We start from the raw sequence: 15466 nt of genomic DNA, 5'->3' as shown, positions 1-15466 counted from the left end.
ACGACGGGCGGCGCGCCCGCGGAACCCCACGTCCGGCGCGGGATTCCTGAGGCGGCGGATGCCGGGTTACTTGACGATGACGCCGATCTTCGGGGCGGCCTCGTTCTTGTAGCCGGCCGGGCCGAAGTTCTCCTGGACGGCCTTGTCCCACGAGCCGTCGCTGACCATCTTCTCCAGCGCGGCGTTGATCTTGTCGACGGTGGCCTTGTCGCCCTTCTTGACGCCGATGCCGTAGTTCTCGTTCGAGAGCTTCTCGCCCACGAGCTTGAACTGACCCTTGTACTTGTCCTGCGCGGCGAAGCCCGCGAGGATCGAGTCGTCGGTGGTCACCGCCTCTACGGCGCCGCTCTGGAGGCCCGCGATGCACTCCGAGTATCCGGAGTACTTACGAAGGTTGGCCTTCGGGGCGATCTTGTCCTTGACATTCTGCGCCGACGTCGAGCCGGTCACCGAACACAGGTTCTTGCCGTTGAGGTCCGCACCCTTGGCGATCTTGCTGTCCTTCTTCACCAGCAGGTCCTGGTGGGCCAGCAGGTACGGGCCGGCGAAGTCGACCTTCTTGGCGCGCTCGTCGTTGATCGAGTAGGTGGCCGTGATGAACTTGACGTCGCCACGGGAGAGCGCGTTCTCGCGGTCGGCGCTCTTGGTCTCGACGAACTGGATCTGGTCGGGCTTGTAGCCGAGTTCCTTGGCCACGTACGTCGCCACGTCCACGTCGAAGCCGGAGAAGGAACCGTCGGGCTCCTTCAGGCCGAGACCGGGCTGGTCGTACTTGATACCGATCTTGATCTTGTCGCCGCCGCCGCTGGAGCCGCCGCCGGTGTCGTCCTTGTCGTCGGAGCCGCACGCGGTGGCGGTGAGGGCGAGCACGAGAACGGCGGCCGAGGCGGCGGAGACCTTGCGAAGCTTCATGATCGACTTCCTTTGGGTGATGCCTTCGGTGATGAAGGAGACGTGCGAGCCGTCGAGAGGCGGGTGACGCTGGTCGCGGAGGCGCCGGGCGCCGTCAGTGATGCAGGATCTTGGACAGGAAGTCCTTGGCGCGGTCGCTGCGCGGATTGCTGAAGAACTGGTCTGGCGCAGCCTGTTCGACGATGCGGCCGTCGGCCATGAACACCACGCGGTTTGCAGCCGATCGTGCGAATCCCATCTCATGGGTGACGACGATCATGGTCATGCCGTCCCGGGCGAGCTGCTGCATGACCTCCAGCACCTCGTTGATCATCTCCGGGTCCAGGGCGGACGTCGGCTCGTCGAAGAGCATCACCTTGGGGTTCATGGCCAGGGCGCGCGCGATGGCGACGCGCTGCTGCTGGCCGCCGGAGAGCTGAGCGGGGTACTTGTCGGCCTGACTGGCCACACCGACGCGGTCCAGCAGGAGGCGCGCGTGGTCCTCGGCCTTCTTCTTGTCCGCCTTGCGGACCTTGACCTGCCCCAGCATCACGTTCTGCAGCACGGTCTTGTGCGCGAACAGGTTGAACGACTGGAAGACCATGCCGACGTCGGCGCGCAGCCGCGCCAGCTCCTTGCCCTCCTGGGGCAGCGGCTTCCCGTCGATCGTGATCGTGCCCGCGTCGATCGTCTCCAGGCGGTTGATGGTGCGGCACAGCGTGGACTTACCGGACCCGGAGGGTCCGATGACCACGACGACCTCACCGCGCTCGATGGTCAGATCGATGTCCTGGAGAACGTGCAACGCGCCGAAATGCTTGTTGACGCTCTTCAGGACGACCAGTTCGCCGGGCGCGGCCGCGTCTTCCTTGGCCACCGATACTTCGGTCATCGCTCTCGGGCTCCGTCCTCCTCGGTTTCGGAGGACAGTAGTAACCAGTGCGACCAGCGTCATTACATCTGAGGGGAATCTGAGGATCACGATCCGATAGCAATCGGACACCTGTCGTAGCACTTACGACCTGGGACCGTATCGGGCGGATAACGGAAGCCCCGCGCAACCGGAACCCACTTGACGGCGTCCTCGTCCATCAGCGTGACTGCCATGATGCACGCGCGCGTGCACCGCGCTTTTCCGACACCAAAACCGTACGCCTAGATCGTACGACTTTGTACAGAAAAAGATGGTACGCCCGCTGAACCGGAGGAGGCCGGGATGAGACTGCTGCTCGTCGAGGACGACAACCATGTCGCCGCCGCGCTGTCCGCGGTGCTGAAGCGGCACGGTTTCGACGTCACCCACGCGCGCAGCGGCGAGGAGGCGCTCCAGGCGCTCGTCCCGGAGGGCCCCGGCTTCGGGGTCGTCCTGCTCGACCTGGGCCTGCCCGACCAGGACGGCTACGAGGTCTGCGGCAAGATCCGCAAGCGCACCGCCACCCCCGTGATCATGGTGACGGCACGCTCCGACGTGCGCTCCCGCATCCACGGCCTCAACCTGGGCGCCGACGACTACGTGGTGAAGCCGTACGACACCGGTGAGCTGCTGGCCCGTATCCACGCCGTGAGCAGGCGCACCGTCCCCGAGGACGCGGCCGCCGCAGGCGACAGCGAGCTGCTGCTCGGGCCCGTACACATCGAACTGCCCACCCGACGCGTCACCGTGGGCGGTTCCGTCGTCCAGCTGACCCGCAAGGAGTTCGACCTCCTGGCGCTGCTCGCCCAGCGGCCCGGCGTGGTCTTCCGGCGGGAGCAGATCATCAGCGAGGTCTGGCGCACCAGCTGGGAGGGGACCGGGCGGACCCTGGAGGTGCACGTCGCCTCCCTGCGCGCCAAGCTGCGTATGCCCGCCCTGATCGAGACCGTGCGCGGCGTCGGCTACCGGCTCGTGGCTCCGGCCTAGCGGGGACCGTTGCGCACACGTCTCCTGCCGCTGCTCATCGTCCTGATGGCGGCCGTCCTGCTCGCCCTCGGAGTGCCGCTGGCGGTCAGCGTGGCCGGTGCCGAGCAACAGGACGTCGTCGTCGACCGCATCGACGACACGGCGCGCTTCGCCGCCCTCGCCCAGTTCGTCACCGCCCCGACCGGCGACTCCACCCCCGTTTCCACGACCAACGACGAGCGGCGCGGGGCGCTGATCCGTGAACTGGTCAACTACTACGACGTCTACGGCATTCGGGCCGGTGTCTTCTACGGCGGCGACACCCCCATGGCTCATGCACCGAGGGACTGGTACCTCCCCGAAAAGGGTGAGGTGAGGGAAGCGTTCAAGGAGGCGCTGCTGAGCCGGCGCAGCCACGACCCGAAGCAGGTGTGGCCCTGGCAGCGCAACCGGCTCGTGGTGGCCTCCCCGGTGATCCGGGACGGTGACGTCGTCGCGGTCGTCGTCACCGACTCGCCGACCGGGGCGATGCGTTCGCGCATCCTGCACGGGTGGCTGGTCGTCGGCGCCGGCGAGATCGCGGCGATGCTCCTCGCCATCGGAGCGGCCCTGCGCCTGACCGGCTGGGTGCTCCGGCCCGTACGTGTCCTGGACGCCACCACCCATGACATCGCCACCGGACGCCTCAAATCCCGGGTCGCGGTCGCGAGCGGCCCGCCGGAACTGCGGCGGCTCGCCCGGTCGTTCAACGAGATGGCGGACAACGTCGAGGACGTGCTGGAGCAGCAGCGCGCCTTCGTCGCCGACGCCTCGCACCAGCTGCGCAACCCGCTCGCGGCGCTGCTCCTGCGCATCGAACTGCTCGGCTACGCACTTCCGGAGGGCAACGAGGAGATCGCGTCCGTGCAGAACGAGGGCAAGCGCCTCGCCCAGGTCCTGGACGACCTGCTCGACCTGGCCCTCGCCGAGCACACCCAGGCCGACCTGCGGGTCACCGACATCGGCGCGCTGACCGCCGAGCGCGTCGCCGCCTGGGCGCCCACCGCCGAGGCCAAGGGCGTCCGCCTGGTCGGCGACTGCCCGCCCACCACGGCCTGGGCCGACCCGGTCACCCTCTCCAGCGCCCTGGACGCGGTGATCGACAACGCGGTCAAGTTCACGCCGGAGGGCGAGCGCGTCGAGGTGACGGTCGCCGTCGACGGCGACACCTCGACCGTCGTCGTCACCGACCACGGTCCCGGCCTGACCGACGAGGAACTCACGCGCGTGGGCGACCGCTTCTGGCGGAGCGGCCGGCACCAGAACATCAAGGGCTCCGGCCTGGGCCTGTCCATCTCCCGCGCCCTGCTCGCCGCCGGCGGCGGCACGATCTCGTACGACCGTCACGAGCCCACCGGGCTGAAGGTGTCGGTGTCGGTACCGAGGTCGAGACCTGTGGCCGCCTGACGCCGGTCCCGCCACGCGACACGGACGCGGACGCGGACCGGCAGCGGCGGGTGTGGTCCCTGTCGGGGCTCGACGCGTTGGGCGCTGGTGTCGGTCCCCTGCCGCGGCTCGACGCGGGCGCGGTGGTGTCGGCCCGGCCCACGGCTCGACGGCGGCCCGCGTTGGCGTCCGGCCCTGGTGGTGTCCGGCTCTGGTGGTGTCCGGCCCCGGCGGGCTCGACGGCGGCCCGCAGCGGGCGTCGACCCCCGCTACGGCGTTACGGCGGCGGCGGGCGTCAACCCCCGCTACGGCGAGACGGCGGCGGTGGTGTCCGCTGCGCCAGGGCTCCACGGACGGACCGTGGCGCCGGCACGCGTCACGGCTTGACGGAGCGGTAGTAGCGCCGGGCGCCCTCGTGCAGAGGGAGCGGGTCGGTGTAGATCGCCGTGCGCAGATCGACCAGCTGGGCGGAGTGGACGTGGCGTCCGATGCCGTCGCGGCTCTTGATCACGGTCCGGGTCAGCCACTCGGTGAGCCGGGGGTTCACGTCCGTGCGGGTCATCAACAGGTTGGAGACCGCGATGGTCGGCACCGTGGAGCCGTTCTGGATGGTCGGGTAGGCCGACTCGGGCATGTTCGTGGCCCGGTAGAAGCCCGTCGCGTCGTCCTGCTGATGCATCTTGGCCACCAGCGCGGCGTCGATCGGCACGAACCGGAAGGGGAAGTTGTCGGCCAGCTTCTCCAGTCCGGCCGTCGGCACCCCGCCGGACCAGAAGAACGCGTCGATCTTCCCCTGTTTCAGCCGCTCCGGGCCGGTGTCGATGCCCTGCGACACGGCCTCGATGTCCTTCGCCGGATCGACGCCCGCCGCCTTCAGGACCCGCTCGGCGATCAGCCGCACCCCCGAGCGGGGCAGCCCGGTCGCGACCGTCCGCCCTTTCAGGTCCGCCACGGACCGCACCTGCGAGTCGCGCGGTACGACCAGCTGCACATAGTCGTCGTAGAGCCGCGCGACGCCGCGGAGCCGGGCGGCCGCGCCGTGATGCTCCCGCTCGTACGTCTCCACCGCGTCGGCAGCGGCGATGGTGAAGTCGGCCTCGCCGGTCGCCACGCGCGCGACGTTCTCCTGGGAGCCGTTGCTGGTGGTCAGCTTCACGTCCATGTCGGGCATGTCCTCGTCCAGCTCGGTGCGCAGCCGGCTGCCGTACTCGTAGTAGACGCCGCTCGTGGTGCCGGTGCTGAAGGTGATCGTGCCGCTCGGCGGGTCCTCGCCCAGGGGGAGCAGCCACCACAGCAGCAGCCCGAGGACGACGACGGCGGCCGCGGCGCCCTGAAGGGCCCGGCGCCTGCCGATGGGAGCGAACACCTTGGACATGCGCGCGATCCTGCCAGGTGGCGCGCCGCACTGGCCAGGGCGGGGCGCACCGGGCGACGCCCGGTGACTGTCAGTGGCCGTCGTTACCGTCGGTCGCATGAGTTCTTCGCCCGCCGACCTGGTCCGTCAGTTCCACCTCGCCTTCGGCCTCGACGCCCGCGGTACACCGTCGGAGGTGTCGCCCGGCCTCGCCGCCCACCGCGGGGAACTCCTCGCGGAGGAGGCCGCGGAGGTCGCCGAGGTGTCGGTGACCGGCCCCCTGGACCGCCTCGCGCACGAACTGGCCGACGTCGTCTACGTCGCGTACGGCACGGCTCTGGTGCACGGGATCGACCTCGACGCCGTGACAGCCGAGATCCACCGCTCCAACATGACCAGACGGGGACCCGACGGGCAGATCGCCCGCCGCGAGGACGGCAAGATCCTCAAGGGCGAGCACTACGAGGCACCGGACGTGTCGGCGATGCTGCGCCGCCAGGGCTGGGTCCCCGGCGGCGCGGCCTGACGGGCGGCCGGGACCTGTCGTCGGCGCCGATGCCGATGCCGGTGCCGTTCCGTGCCGGTCCCGGTGCTCGCGCCCGTGACGGCGTCCCTCAGTCAGTCGCCCACCGGCGTCTCCGCGCGCGCCTCGGGTGCCCGTTGCTCCCGTTGCTCCGCCGGGGGCCGACGCGTCTCGCGGAGGCGGGTCCAGCGGGTGGCCAGGGGTTCCGTCCAGCGGGCGGTGAGCGGGCCGAGGACGACCAGGATCAGTACGTACGCCGTCGCCAGCGGGCCCAGGGACGGCTCGATGCCGGCGGTGACCGCGAGCCCCGCGATGACGATCGAGAACTCCCCGCGGGCCACCAGTGCCCCACCGGTGCGCCAGCGCCCCTTGACCGATATCCCGGCGCGGCGCGCCGCCCAGTACCCGGTCGCGATCTTCGTCGCCGCGGTCACGACGGCCAGCGCCAGGGCGGGCACCAGCACCGGGGGAATGCTGGCCGGATCGGTGTGCAGCCCGAAGAAGACGAAGAAGACGGCCGCGAACAGGTCCCGCAACGGACTCAGCAGCGTGTGCGCGCCCTCGGCCACCTCACCGGACAGTGCGATGCCGACCAGGAACGCGCCGACCGCCGCCGACACCTGGAGCTGCTGCGCCACACCGGCCACCAGGATCGTCAGCCCCAGGACCACGAGCAGCAGCTTCTCGGGGTCGTCGCTCGACACGAATCGGGAGACGACCCGGCCGTAGCGCACCGCCGCGAAGAGGACGAGCCCCGCGGCGCCCAGCGCGATCGCCAGCGTGAGGCTGCCGGCGGCCAGTCCCACGCCGGCCACCAGCGCGGTGACGATCGGCAGGTAGACCGCCATCGCCAGATCCTCGAGCACCAGGACGCTGAGGATCACCGGCGTCTCCCGGTTGCCGACCCGGCCCAGATCGCCCAGCACCTTGGCGATCACCCCGGACGAGGAGATCCAGGTGACGCCCGCCAGCACCACGGCCGCCACCGGGCCCCAGCCGAGCAGCAGCGCGGCGGCGGCGCCCGGCAGCGCGTTGAGCGAGAAGTCCACGAGGCCGGACGGATAGTGCGCCTTGAGGTTGGAGACCAGATCGCTCGCCGTGTACTCCAGGCCGAGCATCAGCAGCAGGAGGATGACGCCGATCTCGGCACCGATGGCCACGAACTCCTCGCTGGCGCCCAGCGGCAGCAGCCCGCCCTCGCCGAAGGCCAGACCGGCGAGCAGATAGAGGGGGATCGGCGAGAACTGGAAGCGGGCGGCGAACCGGCCGAGCAGTCCGAGGGCGAGAATGATGGAACCGAACTCGATCAGCAGGACCGCGGAGGAGTGCACGGGTTCACTCCCGACCGAGTATCGCCGCGGCCGCGTCCACGCCCTCGCGGGTGCCGATCACGATGAGGGTGTCTCCGCCCGCCAACCGGAAGTCCGGCGCCGGCGAGGGGATCGCCTCGGCCCGTCGCAGGACCGCCACGATCGACGCCCCGGTGTCCGTGCGCATCCGGGTCTCGCCCAGCAGGCGCCCGTTCCATCGGGAGGTCGCGGCCACCTCGACGCGCTCGGCGACCAGTCCGAGGTCGGTCGTGTAGAGCAGGCTCGCGCTGTGGTGGGACGGCTTCAGCGCGTCGATCAGCGAGCCGGCCTCGGCACCCGAAAGGCGCAGCGACTGGGCGCAGGAGTCCGGGTCGTCGGCCTGGTACACGCTCACCGTCCGGGTCCCGTCGCGGTGGGCCACCACGGACAGGTGGCGCTGTTCCCGCGTCACGAGGTCGTACCGGACCCCTATGCCTGGCAGTGGTGTCGTCCGGAGGCGTGGAGCGGACACGGTTTCTTCCCCTTGCTGGTCGTCGGCGGTGGTCGCCGGAGTACTGGCGGTATCGGGGCCGGCGCGGGTTCCGGCGTCGGCACTGGTCCCGGCCCGGTGCCGATTCCGGTTCCGGTGCCGATTCCGGTCCCGATTCCGGTCCCGGTTCTGCCACCAAGGACGGGCGCCGGTCGGCGGTGCCCGACCGGTCTTCGGGACCGTCGATCACCAGTACCCCGAACCGCCATGCTGTCATCCCCCGTACCGTGGCGACATGGGTGTCGTCACGGATGGACAGGGCCGGCGCGGGGCGGAGAACCTGGTCAGGGGGACGGCATGGTCCCGGACGGACCGTGCGGACTGTGCTGACCGGACGGACCGTGCGGACCGGGCGGACCGGGCGGACCGGATGGACCGTGCGGGCACGGCTGGGCCGCAGCGGGCGAACCGGCCGTCGACGAGGACCGGGGGAGGAGTCGCGCGCGTGTCGTTGTTCTGGCGGATCTTCGCTCTCAACGCCTGCGGTCTCGTCGTGGCCGCCGCCCTGCTCCTGGGTCCGGTCACCGTCTCCACCCCCGTTCTGCCGACCGAGGCGTTCGTCGTCCTGGCGGGCCTGGCCTCGCTGCTGACCGTCAACGCGGTCGTGCTGCGCGTCGGGCTGGTTCCGCTCAAGCGGCTGGGCCGGGCCATGAGCGACGCCGACCTCCTGCACCCGGGAGCGCGTGCCGTCGTCTCCGGCCCGGTGGAGACGGCCGAACTGATCAGGACGTACAACTCCATGCTCGACCGGTTGGAGGCCGAGCGCACGAGCAGCGCCGCCCGAGCCCTGTCCGCGCAGGAACGCGAACGCCACCGCGTCGCCCGCGAACTGCACGACGAGGTCGGCCAGACCCTCACCGCCGTACTCCTCCAGCTCAAGCGCGTCGCCGACCGGGCCCCCGACGAGCTTCGCGGCGAGGTGGGGCAGGCGCAGGAGGCCACCCGCGCCGGCCTCGACGAGATCCGCCGTATCGCCCGCCGCCTGCGCCCCGGCGTCCTGGACGAACTCGGCCTGGTCAGCGCCCTGCGCTCGCTCGCCGGGGAGTTCACCACGCACGGGCTGACGGTCCGCCCCGACCTGCGGACCGTGCTGCCCGCACTGACCGAGGAGACCGAACTCGTGCTCTATCGGGTGGCGCAGGAAGCCCTCACCAACACCGCCCGGCACGCCGGTGCCGACCGTGCCGAACTCCGGCTCCGCCCGGTCGCCGACGGCGTCGAACTCCTCGTGCGCGACAACGGCCGGGGCCCTGGTCCGGCCGACGGGGAGGGAGCGGGCGTCCTGGGCATGCGGGAGAGGGCCCTGCTGATCGGGGCGGCGTTCAGCTTCGGCCCCGGCCTCGGCGGCGGAACCGTCGTACGCCTGCGGACCGGGCCCGGCACCGCCGCGTCGGCCGAAGGCGGCCCCCGGTGACGGAATTCCGCCCGTCTCGGTACGGGGCCTCGTCGACCGCGCTCCGTGCCCTTCCCGCAGCCTCGCCGACCGTGCCCCATGTCCTTCCCACGCCCTCGCCGACCGTGCCCCACGCGTTCCCCACAGCCTCGGTGACCGTCCCCCACGCCCTCCCCACCGCCTCGCCGACCGTGCCCCACGCGTTCCCCACAGCCTCGGTGACCGTCCCCCACGCCCTCCCCACCGCCTCGCCGACCGTCGTCCCCCACGCCCTTCCCACCCTGCCCGGAGGCCGCCGATGACCGACGAGCGCGCACCGATCCGTGTGCTCCTCGCCGACGACCACACCCTCGTGCGCCGCGGAGTACGGCTCATCCTGGACGGCGAACCCGACCTGACGGTCGTGGCGGAGGCGGGCGACGGGGCCGAGGCGGTCGAGCGGGCCCGCGCGGGCGACATCGACCTGGCCGTCCTCGACGTGGCCATGCCCCGGATGACCGGTCTCCAGGCGGCCCGCGAACTCTCCCGCCTCCTGCCCGACCTGCGGATCCTCATCCTCACCATGTACGACAACGAGCAGTACTTCTTCGAGGCCCTCAAGGCCGGGGCGGGCGGATACGTCCTGAAGTCCGTCGCCGACCGTGACCTCGTCGAGGCGTGCCGGGCGGCCGTGCGCGACGAGCCGTTCATCTATCCGGGAGCGGAGCGCGCGCTCGTGCGGTCGTACCTCGAACGGCTGCGCCGCGGCGCCGACGTGGACGGTCTGCCCGACCGGTTCATCACCGAGCGCGAGGAGGAGATCCTCAAGCTCGTCGCCGAGGGGCACACCTCCAGGGAGATCGGCACGCTCCTCTTCATCAGCGTCAAGACCGTCGAACGGCATCGCGCCAACCTCCTCCAGAAGCTCGGCATGCGCGACCGCCTGGAACTCACCCGCTACGCCATCCGGGCGGGCCTGATAGATCCCTGACCCGGCTGCCCCAGCCGTCCCGCGGACGGCGGCGCCATGCTGGTGCGGATCCGGCCGCCCGCGCGCTCACGCGCCCGCGTGCACGTACGCCGCCCAGACGTGGGGGCGCTCCGGCAACCGCTCGCGCAGGGCTCGGACGCTGTGGTGCAGGGCCAGGGCCGGGCCCTGCCCCGAACCGCCCACGGCCCGGCGGTAGAAGTCGCGGGTGACGTGGTCCGCGTACGTGCTGTCGATCTCCCAGAGCGTGCCCACGGCGGTGGGGAAGCCGGCGAGCAGGAAGGCGCTGGTGATGTGGATCGCCTCGTCGCTGAGCCGCTCGGAGGTGCGGGCCGTACCGCACGCCGCGAGGAAGGCCAGGCGCGCGGTGCCCGGCCGCGCGCGGCAGATGTCCAGCACCGGGAGCGACTCACCGCTGGGCAGGTGGAGCAGGGCACCGGACGGAGCCCCGGGGTCGGTCGCCGCGTGGCAGCCGAAGTGCGCCCAGGCCGCGCCGCCCAGCCCGGCCAGGACGGCCTCCCGCGTCGCGGCGGCCCCGATCAGCGGCTCACCCGCCCCCAGCAGCCCGGCGGCGTAGCGGGTCGCGGCCGCGACACCGGGCAGCTCCTCCTCGGACGAGGCGACCAGCAGCGCGTCGCCGTCGGAGGCCAGGCCGCGTCGCCCCGCCCGGTCGCGTGCGTAGGCGAGCGTCTGGAAGCCGGGTACGTACGACGACACCACCGTGTCCAGCGCGGCACCGCAGCCGTCCAGCTCGCAGTCCGGCAGGGTGCACTGGGCCGCGTGCAGGGGCAGGGCGTGGAAGGCGCCCGTGGGCACCCACCAGATCCGGGGCCACGGCCCTGCCTCGGGAACCGGTTCGGCGGCACCGACATGCTCCAGGACGGGCCGCACGATCCGGTGCCAGGCCCAGGACAGGGTTCGGCGGATCTCCGCCCCGGCGCCGACCAGCTCGGCCGGGGAACTCCTCGCCGCGCCCTGGGCGTTGATGACGTCGACGGACTCCCGGAGTCGGCGGGCCGCCTCGGCCGCGTCCTCCGCAGTCGGTTCGAGGACCAGCGCGGCGATCGACCGTTCCGTCACCACGAGGGCGTGGCACAGCCGTCGCGCGTGGTTGAGCAGTACCACCGGCCCGTCGACCGCGAGGGCCCGCAGCCGCTCCGCCGTGAGCGGGCGCAGGAAGCTGTCGAATCCGGGGCGGTCACGGATGCCCTCGACCAGCCCGTCGAGGGCACGTGAGGTTCGGAGCTTGTCGAGCCGGTGCCGTTCGGCGTCCCCGGGGGCCGTCGGCTCCTGCTCGGCGGCCAGCAGATCGGTGAGCCGCTCGAACTCGTCCGCCAGCTCCGGATGGGCCGACCGCAGCTCGCCGAGGTCGGCCCGCGCCTCCATCCGCCGGGACAGCAGCAGACCGCGGCCGCGCTCCAGAAGCTCCGTGGCACGGTCGACGTCGGGACCGGTCACGGTGCGCCGGAGCGCGGAGAGGTCGGGCATCGCCTCCGGCGGGCGGCCGTCTCGTCTGACCGCGGCCAAAATCCTCTTCAGCCTCTCCATGTGGTCCCGGAGCCGGGCGGAGCCGTCACGGACCAGGACCGCCGCCAGGATCAGCTCGACGATGCCCCGGATGTCCCCCTCGAACTGCGTCAGGCCGTGCTCGGCGGACTCCTGGTCGCTGCCCCGGTCGGTGATGCCCGGCAGCACGGCGACCGCCGCTTCGAGATGGGACAGGGCCAGGTCGATGCGCGGCCGCGGCCTGCCCAGCGCGCCCGCCGCGGCCCCGATCTCGCCGTGCGCCCGGAACAGGGCCGGAATCCTCGGATCACGTATCGAGGCCGGGTCGTCGACACCGGCGAGGCGGTTGCGCAGCGGCGTCATCAGCGCCTCGAACACCTCCGGCAGGGACGACGCGACCTGCGGTGCCGGGGGAGCCTGCTCCGAGGTGACCGGGGGAAGCCGACCGCCGCCGGTGACGCCGATGGCGGTCATCGTGACGAACGGACGCATCGAGTCGGCCCAGCCGGCGGGCGCCTCCGGCGCGACGGCGTCCACCAGGTGCCCCGCCTCGGCGACGAGGCTCCGCGCGCGCTCCGGTTCGGTCTCTCGCAGGGTGAGGGCGCGCATGGCCAGCACGCGCATCAGCGTCATCGCGGTGAGGACCCGCGTCCCGGGGACGGCGGCCGACTCGTACCTGCGGCGACACTGGTCGACCAGGTCGTCGGTGACGTCGCTCCTCGGGCCACCGCCCGGCCCGACCGTCTCCAGCAGGTCGAGAAAGGCGTCGCTCATCATCTCGGCCCCAGGCGCGCCGACCTGTGATGTCGCGGTCTCCGCCGTCGCGGTGTGTCGCGTCCCGGTTCGTGGCCTCCCGCTCCGTCGCCTCCCGCTCCGTGGCCTCCCGCTCCGCGGTGTCCCGGTCTCCGTCGTCGCGGTCTCCGCCCTGTCTCCGCCGAGGGTGCGCAGCCGCCGGGCGATCCCGCGGGCCCGGTCGAGCTGCTGCGGATCCTGGCCGAAGAGGTAGAGCTGCAGGGCGTTGTGGAGTTCGGTGTGGGCGGCCATGAAGGCGTGGGCCGGGTCGGCCGAGGGGGCGCGCGTGGCGGCGTCCGGTGAGGCGGCACGCGCCCCCGATGCTCCCGTCGCTCCGGATGCGTCCGCCACCCCCGGGGTTGCGGGGGTCCCAGGGGCTTCCGAGGTTCCCGTCGCCCCCGACGTCGTCGCGAGGAGCACCGCCGCCTCGCGCGCGGCCTCGGTGTCCATCGTGGTGGCCGATACGACCGTGAGCGCCTGCGCGAGCACCACGTCGATGCCCGCGGGAAGTTCCGAGGCGTGCGCGCGGGCGTATCGCAGCAGCGGCACGGCTTCTTCCAGGAGGGCGGGATCGCCGAGGTGGGCGGCGTGCGAGGACAGCGCGCTGCCGAGCGCCGCGGACAGCTGGGCCCGCTGCTCGGTGGCGTCCTCGGGGAGCCCGTCCAGGAGTTCGCGCAGTACGGCGATGTCGGAGCCGAGGTCGGCGGGATCGTCGAGCCTGACGTCGGCCATGCGGGACAGCTGGGACACCACGCGGGCCAGCTCGGGGTCGGTCCGGCCGTCGGGTTCGCCGGTGAGGACGGTCGTCGCGGCGACGGCCAGCGCGACATCGAGAGCGCCCTTGCGGAACAGACCTGGCAGCAACAACCCGTCCGGAGCGGTGGCGGTCACCTCCCGCACCAGCGCGCGGGCCTCCGCGTCCAGCCGGTCGGCGGCGCGGACGGAGCCGGACTCCCGCAGCTCCCCGGCCCGCAGACCGGTGAGCGCGGCCAGTACGGCCACGCACGCGTACCGCTGCGGCGCGTCCGCCGGCACCCCGGCCAGCGCGGCACGGTAGCGGGTGATCCGCTCGTCGCGGGCGGTGTCCGAGGCGCCGTCGGCGAGGCTCTCGGAGAGCGACGACATGACGCCGTAGGTCTCCAGCGTGATGTCCGGGGCCTCGCCCCGCCGCGCGGAACCGTCCCGCAGCCGGTCGAGCAGCGGGCCGAGCGCCGCCACCGTGCCGTCCTCACCGCCCGACGGCGAACCGTCCTGGTCGAGCGACAGCCGGCGCAGTGCGCGGACCACTTCCAGCCGCTCCCTGTCGGCGTCGCCCAGAGCGGCCGCGTCGACGGCGTCGAGGAGCGCCGTCGCCTCGCGCGCGGCCGTGTCGTCGCCCCGCTCCTCGGCGAACGCGGCGAGCGCCTCGCTCAGGGCCATCGTGACGGCCAGGTGGGCCGGATGACCGGCCGGAGCATGGCCGAGAGCCGCGCGCAGCCGTCGTACGGCGCAGGCGATGCGGGCCGCGTCGTGCTCCCGTGTCCCCGCTTCGGCGACCACCGCACCGATCCGGAGATCGGGCTCGCCCGGCCAGGCGGAGCGCTGGGCGTGCAGGGCGCGCAGGAAGCGCAACCCCTCCGTGCCCTCCGGGTCGAGCGTGCCGTCGGGGGCCGCCGCCACCAGCCGTTCGACCTCGGCGAGCGAGGGCTCACCGAGCAGCCGGGCCGCGTCCACGACCGTCCTCAGCGCGAGGGCGGCCGCGTCGGCGGCGGCCGGGCCGAGGACGTCGGAGCCGAGGCCGGGCAGCCGCTCGCACACCGTCCTCGCGTGCCGGGCCGCGGCGGCGAGCGCGTCCGGCTCCGCCTCCAGCCGGAACCGGAACAGTTCGACGTCGAGGGCGTGCAGCGTCAGCTCCACGACCCCCTCGTGTCCCTCCGGCAGCAGCTTCCGCGCCGTCTCCGACCAGCTCAGCGCACGCTCCAGCGCGGTCCGCCGCTCGGGGTCGGGCAGGTCCGGGTCCTGGAGCAGCTCGCCGTGCGCCGAGCTGACGAGAGAGGCGAACTGCGCGTCGAGAGCCGGATCGTCAGGGTCGTGGGCCTCCTCCAGGACCGGCGGGAAGGGCACACCCTCCGGGGCGCGCGGCCGGAGGAAACCGAAGGTGCCGACGGCGATCGTCATGTTCAGCCGGATGTCCGGATCGTCGGGGCCCAGATGCCGGAACCAGAACGTCCAGAAGACGGCGGCGACCGCGTCCAGGTCGACGGCCCCCTCCGGTGAGGGCGCCGCCGCCCGCAGCAGGGCGAGCGCCTCGGCGACCGCCACCGGCTCGCGCAGGGGCGCCGGGTCGCGGCTGTTCTGGGCCGCCAGCAGACGGGCCACGACATGTTCATGAAGTTCCGTCATCCCACCCATGGTGTGGTGATTTACCGTCAGAATCGAGTGGTCGTCGCGAAGTCGAGGGGGCACGGTGGGGCACGGGGCCAAGGCGCAGAGGCTGTACGAGGACGCCGTCGCCTACGTGTGCCGCAATGCCGGCCCACTGCGCGACCTGATCGGCGCCGCCCACTGGGACGCTCCGTTCGCCGTCGTCCGGGACGGCGACCCGTCCGCGCGGTCCTGGCGGGACGCCGTACGCGCGCTGCACGACGCGGCGGAGACGGCCGGGATCCCCGGTGGACTCGGCCTGCGCCCCACGATGGGCGTGGGCGACTGGCCGTCCGCCCCGGCCCCGCGGTCGACCGGCTGGGTCTGCCCCACGGGTCGCTGCGCGCGCGTGGACCTGCACGAGGAGAGCGCCCCCGACACGGGCGTCTGCGCCCTGGCGGACGGCCCGATGAGGCGCGTGGACTGACCGCCGGGGCAAGGGGTTCGGGGCACGGCACCGCGGATTCACGGGGACACCCGGGGGAGGGGCTGAG

The 15466-nt window shown here is 72.6% G+C and carries 12 protein-coding genes; 6 read left to right on the top strand and 6 right to left on the bottom strand.

Annotated elements, in window-relative coordinates; translation table 11 throughout:
• Positions 1-66: 66 nt before the first annotated feature.
• Positions 67-912, bottom strand: a complete 846-nt coding sequence (locus ACFYO5_RS34075; RefSeq protein WP_388716402.1) for a glutamate ABC transporter substrate-binding protein — start codon at positions 910-912, stop codon at positions 67-69.
• 94 nt (positions 913-1006) lie between these two features.
• Positions 1007-1783 carry an amino acid ABC transporter ATP-binding protein gene (locus ACFYO5_RS34070; RefSeq protein WP_388716399.1) on the bottom strand — a complete coding sequence of 259 codons (777 nt, stop codon included), beginning with the start codon at positions 1781-1783 and terminating at the stop codon, positions 1007-1009.
• Positions 1784-2107: 324 nt separating this feature from the next.
• On the opposite strand from ACFYO5_RS34070, the gene ACFYO5_RS34065 reads away from it, so the two are divergent.
• The gene (locus tag ACFYO5_RS34065) at positions 2108-2791 is read left to right on the top strand and encodes a response regulator transcription factor (protein ID WP_356566793.1); all 684 of its coding nucleotides are present in this window, start codon (positions 2108-2110) and stop codon (positions 2789-2791) included.
• Positions 2792-2800: 9 nt separating this feature from the next.
• Positions 2801-4216 carry a HAMP domain-containing sensor histidine kinase gene (locus ACFYO5_RS34060; protein WP_356566795.1) on the top strand — a complete coding sequence of 472 codons (1416 nt, stop codon included), beginning with the start codon at positions 2801-2803 and terminating at the stop codon, positions 4214-4216.
• 355 nt (positions 4217-4571) lie between these two features.
• On the opposite strand, the gene ACFYO5_RS34055 is transcribed toward ACFYO5_RS34060, so the two are convergent.
• The gene (locus ACFYO5_RS34055) at positions 4572-5570 is read right to left on the bottom strand and encodes a TAXI family TRAP transporter solute-binding subunit (RefSeq protein ID WP_388716394.1); all 999 of its coding nucleotides are present in this window, start codon (positions 5568-5570) and stop codon (positions 4572-4574) included.
• 97 nt (positions 5571-5667) lie between these two features.
• On the opposite strand from ACFYO5_RS34055, the gene ACFYO5_RS34050 reads away from it, so the two are divergent.
• The gene (locus tag ACFYO5_RS34050) at positions 5668-6075 is read left to right on the top strand and encodes a MazG nucleotide pyrophosphohydrolase domain-containing protein (protein WP_388716391.1); all 408 of its coding nucleotides are present in this window, start codon (positions 5668-5670) and stop codon (positions 6073-6075) included.
• Positions 6076-6167: 92 nt separating this feature from the next.
• Here the strand turns inward: ACFYO5_RS34050 and ACFYO5_RS34045 are convergent, their stop codons facing one another.
• Entirely contained in the window at positions 6168-7403 is a 1236-nt protein-coding gene (locus ACFYO5_RS34045) for a cation:proton antiporter (protein WP_388716388.1), read from the bottom strand.
• 4 nt (positions 7404-7407) lie between these two features.
• On the bottom strand, positions 7408-7893 hold the full coding sequence (locus ACFYO5_RS34040; protein WP_356566801.1) for a TrkA C-terminal domain-containing protein: 486 nt from the start codon (positions 7891-7893) through the stop codon (positions 7408-7410).
• Between the two features lie 463 nt (positions 7894-8356).
• Between ACFYO5_RS34040 and ACFYO5_RS34035 the strand changes: the two genes are divergently transcribed.
• Together ACFYO5_RS34035 and ACFYO5_RS34030 are read left to right on the top strand one after the other, a co-directional pair.
• Complete coding sequence (locus tag ACFYO5_RS34035; protein WP_388716385.1) at positions 8357-9325, top strand: histidine kinase; 969 nt, start codon at positions 8357-8359, stop codon at positions 9323-9325.
• 277 nt (positions 9326-9602) lie between these two features.
• Positions 9603-10274 carry a response regulator gene (locus tag ACFYO5_RS34030; protein ID WP_388716382.1) on the top strand — a complete coding sequence of 224 codons (672 nt, stop codon included), beginning with the start codon at positions 9603-9605 and terminating at the stop codon, positions 10272-10274.
• A 66-nt stretch (positions 10275-10340) separates the two neighbouring features.
• Here ACFYO5_RS34030 and ACFYO5_RS34025 read toward each other — a convergent pair whose 3' ends face one another.
• Complete coding sequence (locus ACFYO5_RS34025; protein WP_388716379.1) at positions 10341-14951, bottom strand: CHAT domain-containing protein; 4611 nt, start codon at positions 14949-14951, stop codon at positions 10341-10343.
• Positions 14952-15015: 64 nt separating this feature from the next.
• Here ACFYO5_RS34025 and ACFYO5_RS34020 point away from each other — a divergent pair, with 64 nt between their 5' ends.
• Positions 15016-15399, top strand: coding sequence for a hypothetical protein (locus tag ACFYO5_RS34020; protein ID WP_388716376.1), 384 nt, complete (start codon positions 15016-15018; stop codon positions 15397-15399).
• Positions 15400-15466: the final 67 nt, after the last annotated feature.

Source organism: Streptomyces sp. NPDC006259 (assembly GCF_042870975.1).
In the GTDB taxonomy this organism is placed as follows: Bacteria; Actinomycetota; Actinomycetes; order Streptomycetales; family Streptomycetaceae; genus Streptomyces.
Note: the sequence above shows the minus strand (reverse complement) of the source record. Positions and strands in the feature narration are given on the sequence as shown.

Excerpts from the sequence above, each read along its gene's own strand:
- ACFYO5_RS34075 (WP_388716402.1), bottom strand. The coding sequence starts at position 912 with ATGAAGCTTCGCAAGGTCTCCGCCGCCTCGGCCGCCGTTCTCGTGCTC.
- ACFYO5_RS34070 (WP_388716399.1), bottom strand. The coding sequence starts at position 1,783 with ATGACCGAAGTATCGGTGGCCAAGGAAGACGCGGCCGCGCCCGGCGAA.
- ACFYO5_RS34065 (WP_356566793.1), top strand. The coding sequence starts at position 2,108 with ATGAGACTGCTGCTCGTCGAGGACGACAACCATGTCGCCGCCGCGCTG.
- ACFYO5_RS34055 (WP_388716394.1), bottom strand. The coding sequence starts at position 5,570 with ATGTCCAAGGTGTTCGCTCCCATCGGCAGGCGCCGGGCCCTTCAGGGC.
- ACFYO5_RS34050 (WP_388716391.1), top strand. The coding sequence starts at position 5,668 with ATGAGTTCTTCGCCCGCCGACCTGGTCCGTCAGTTCCACCTCGCCTTC.
- ACFYO5_RS34030 (WP_388716382.1), top strand. The coding sequence starts at position 9,603 with ATGACCGACGAGCGCGCACCGATCCGTGTGCTCCTCGCCGACGACCAC.
- ACFYO5_RS34025 (WP_388716379.1), bottom strand. The coding sequence starts at position 14,951 with ATGACGGAACTTCATGAACATGTCGTGGCCCGTCTGCTGGCGGCCCAG.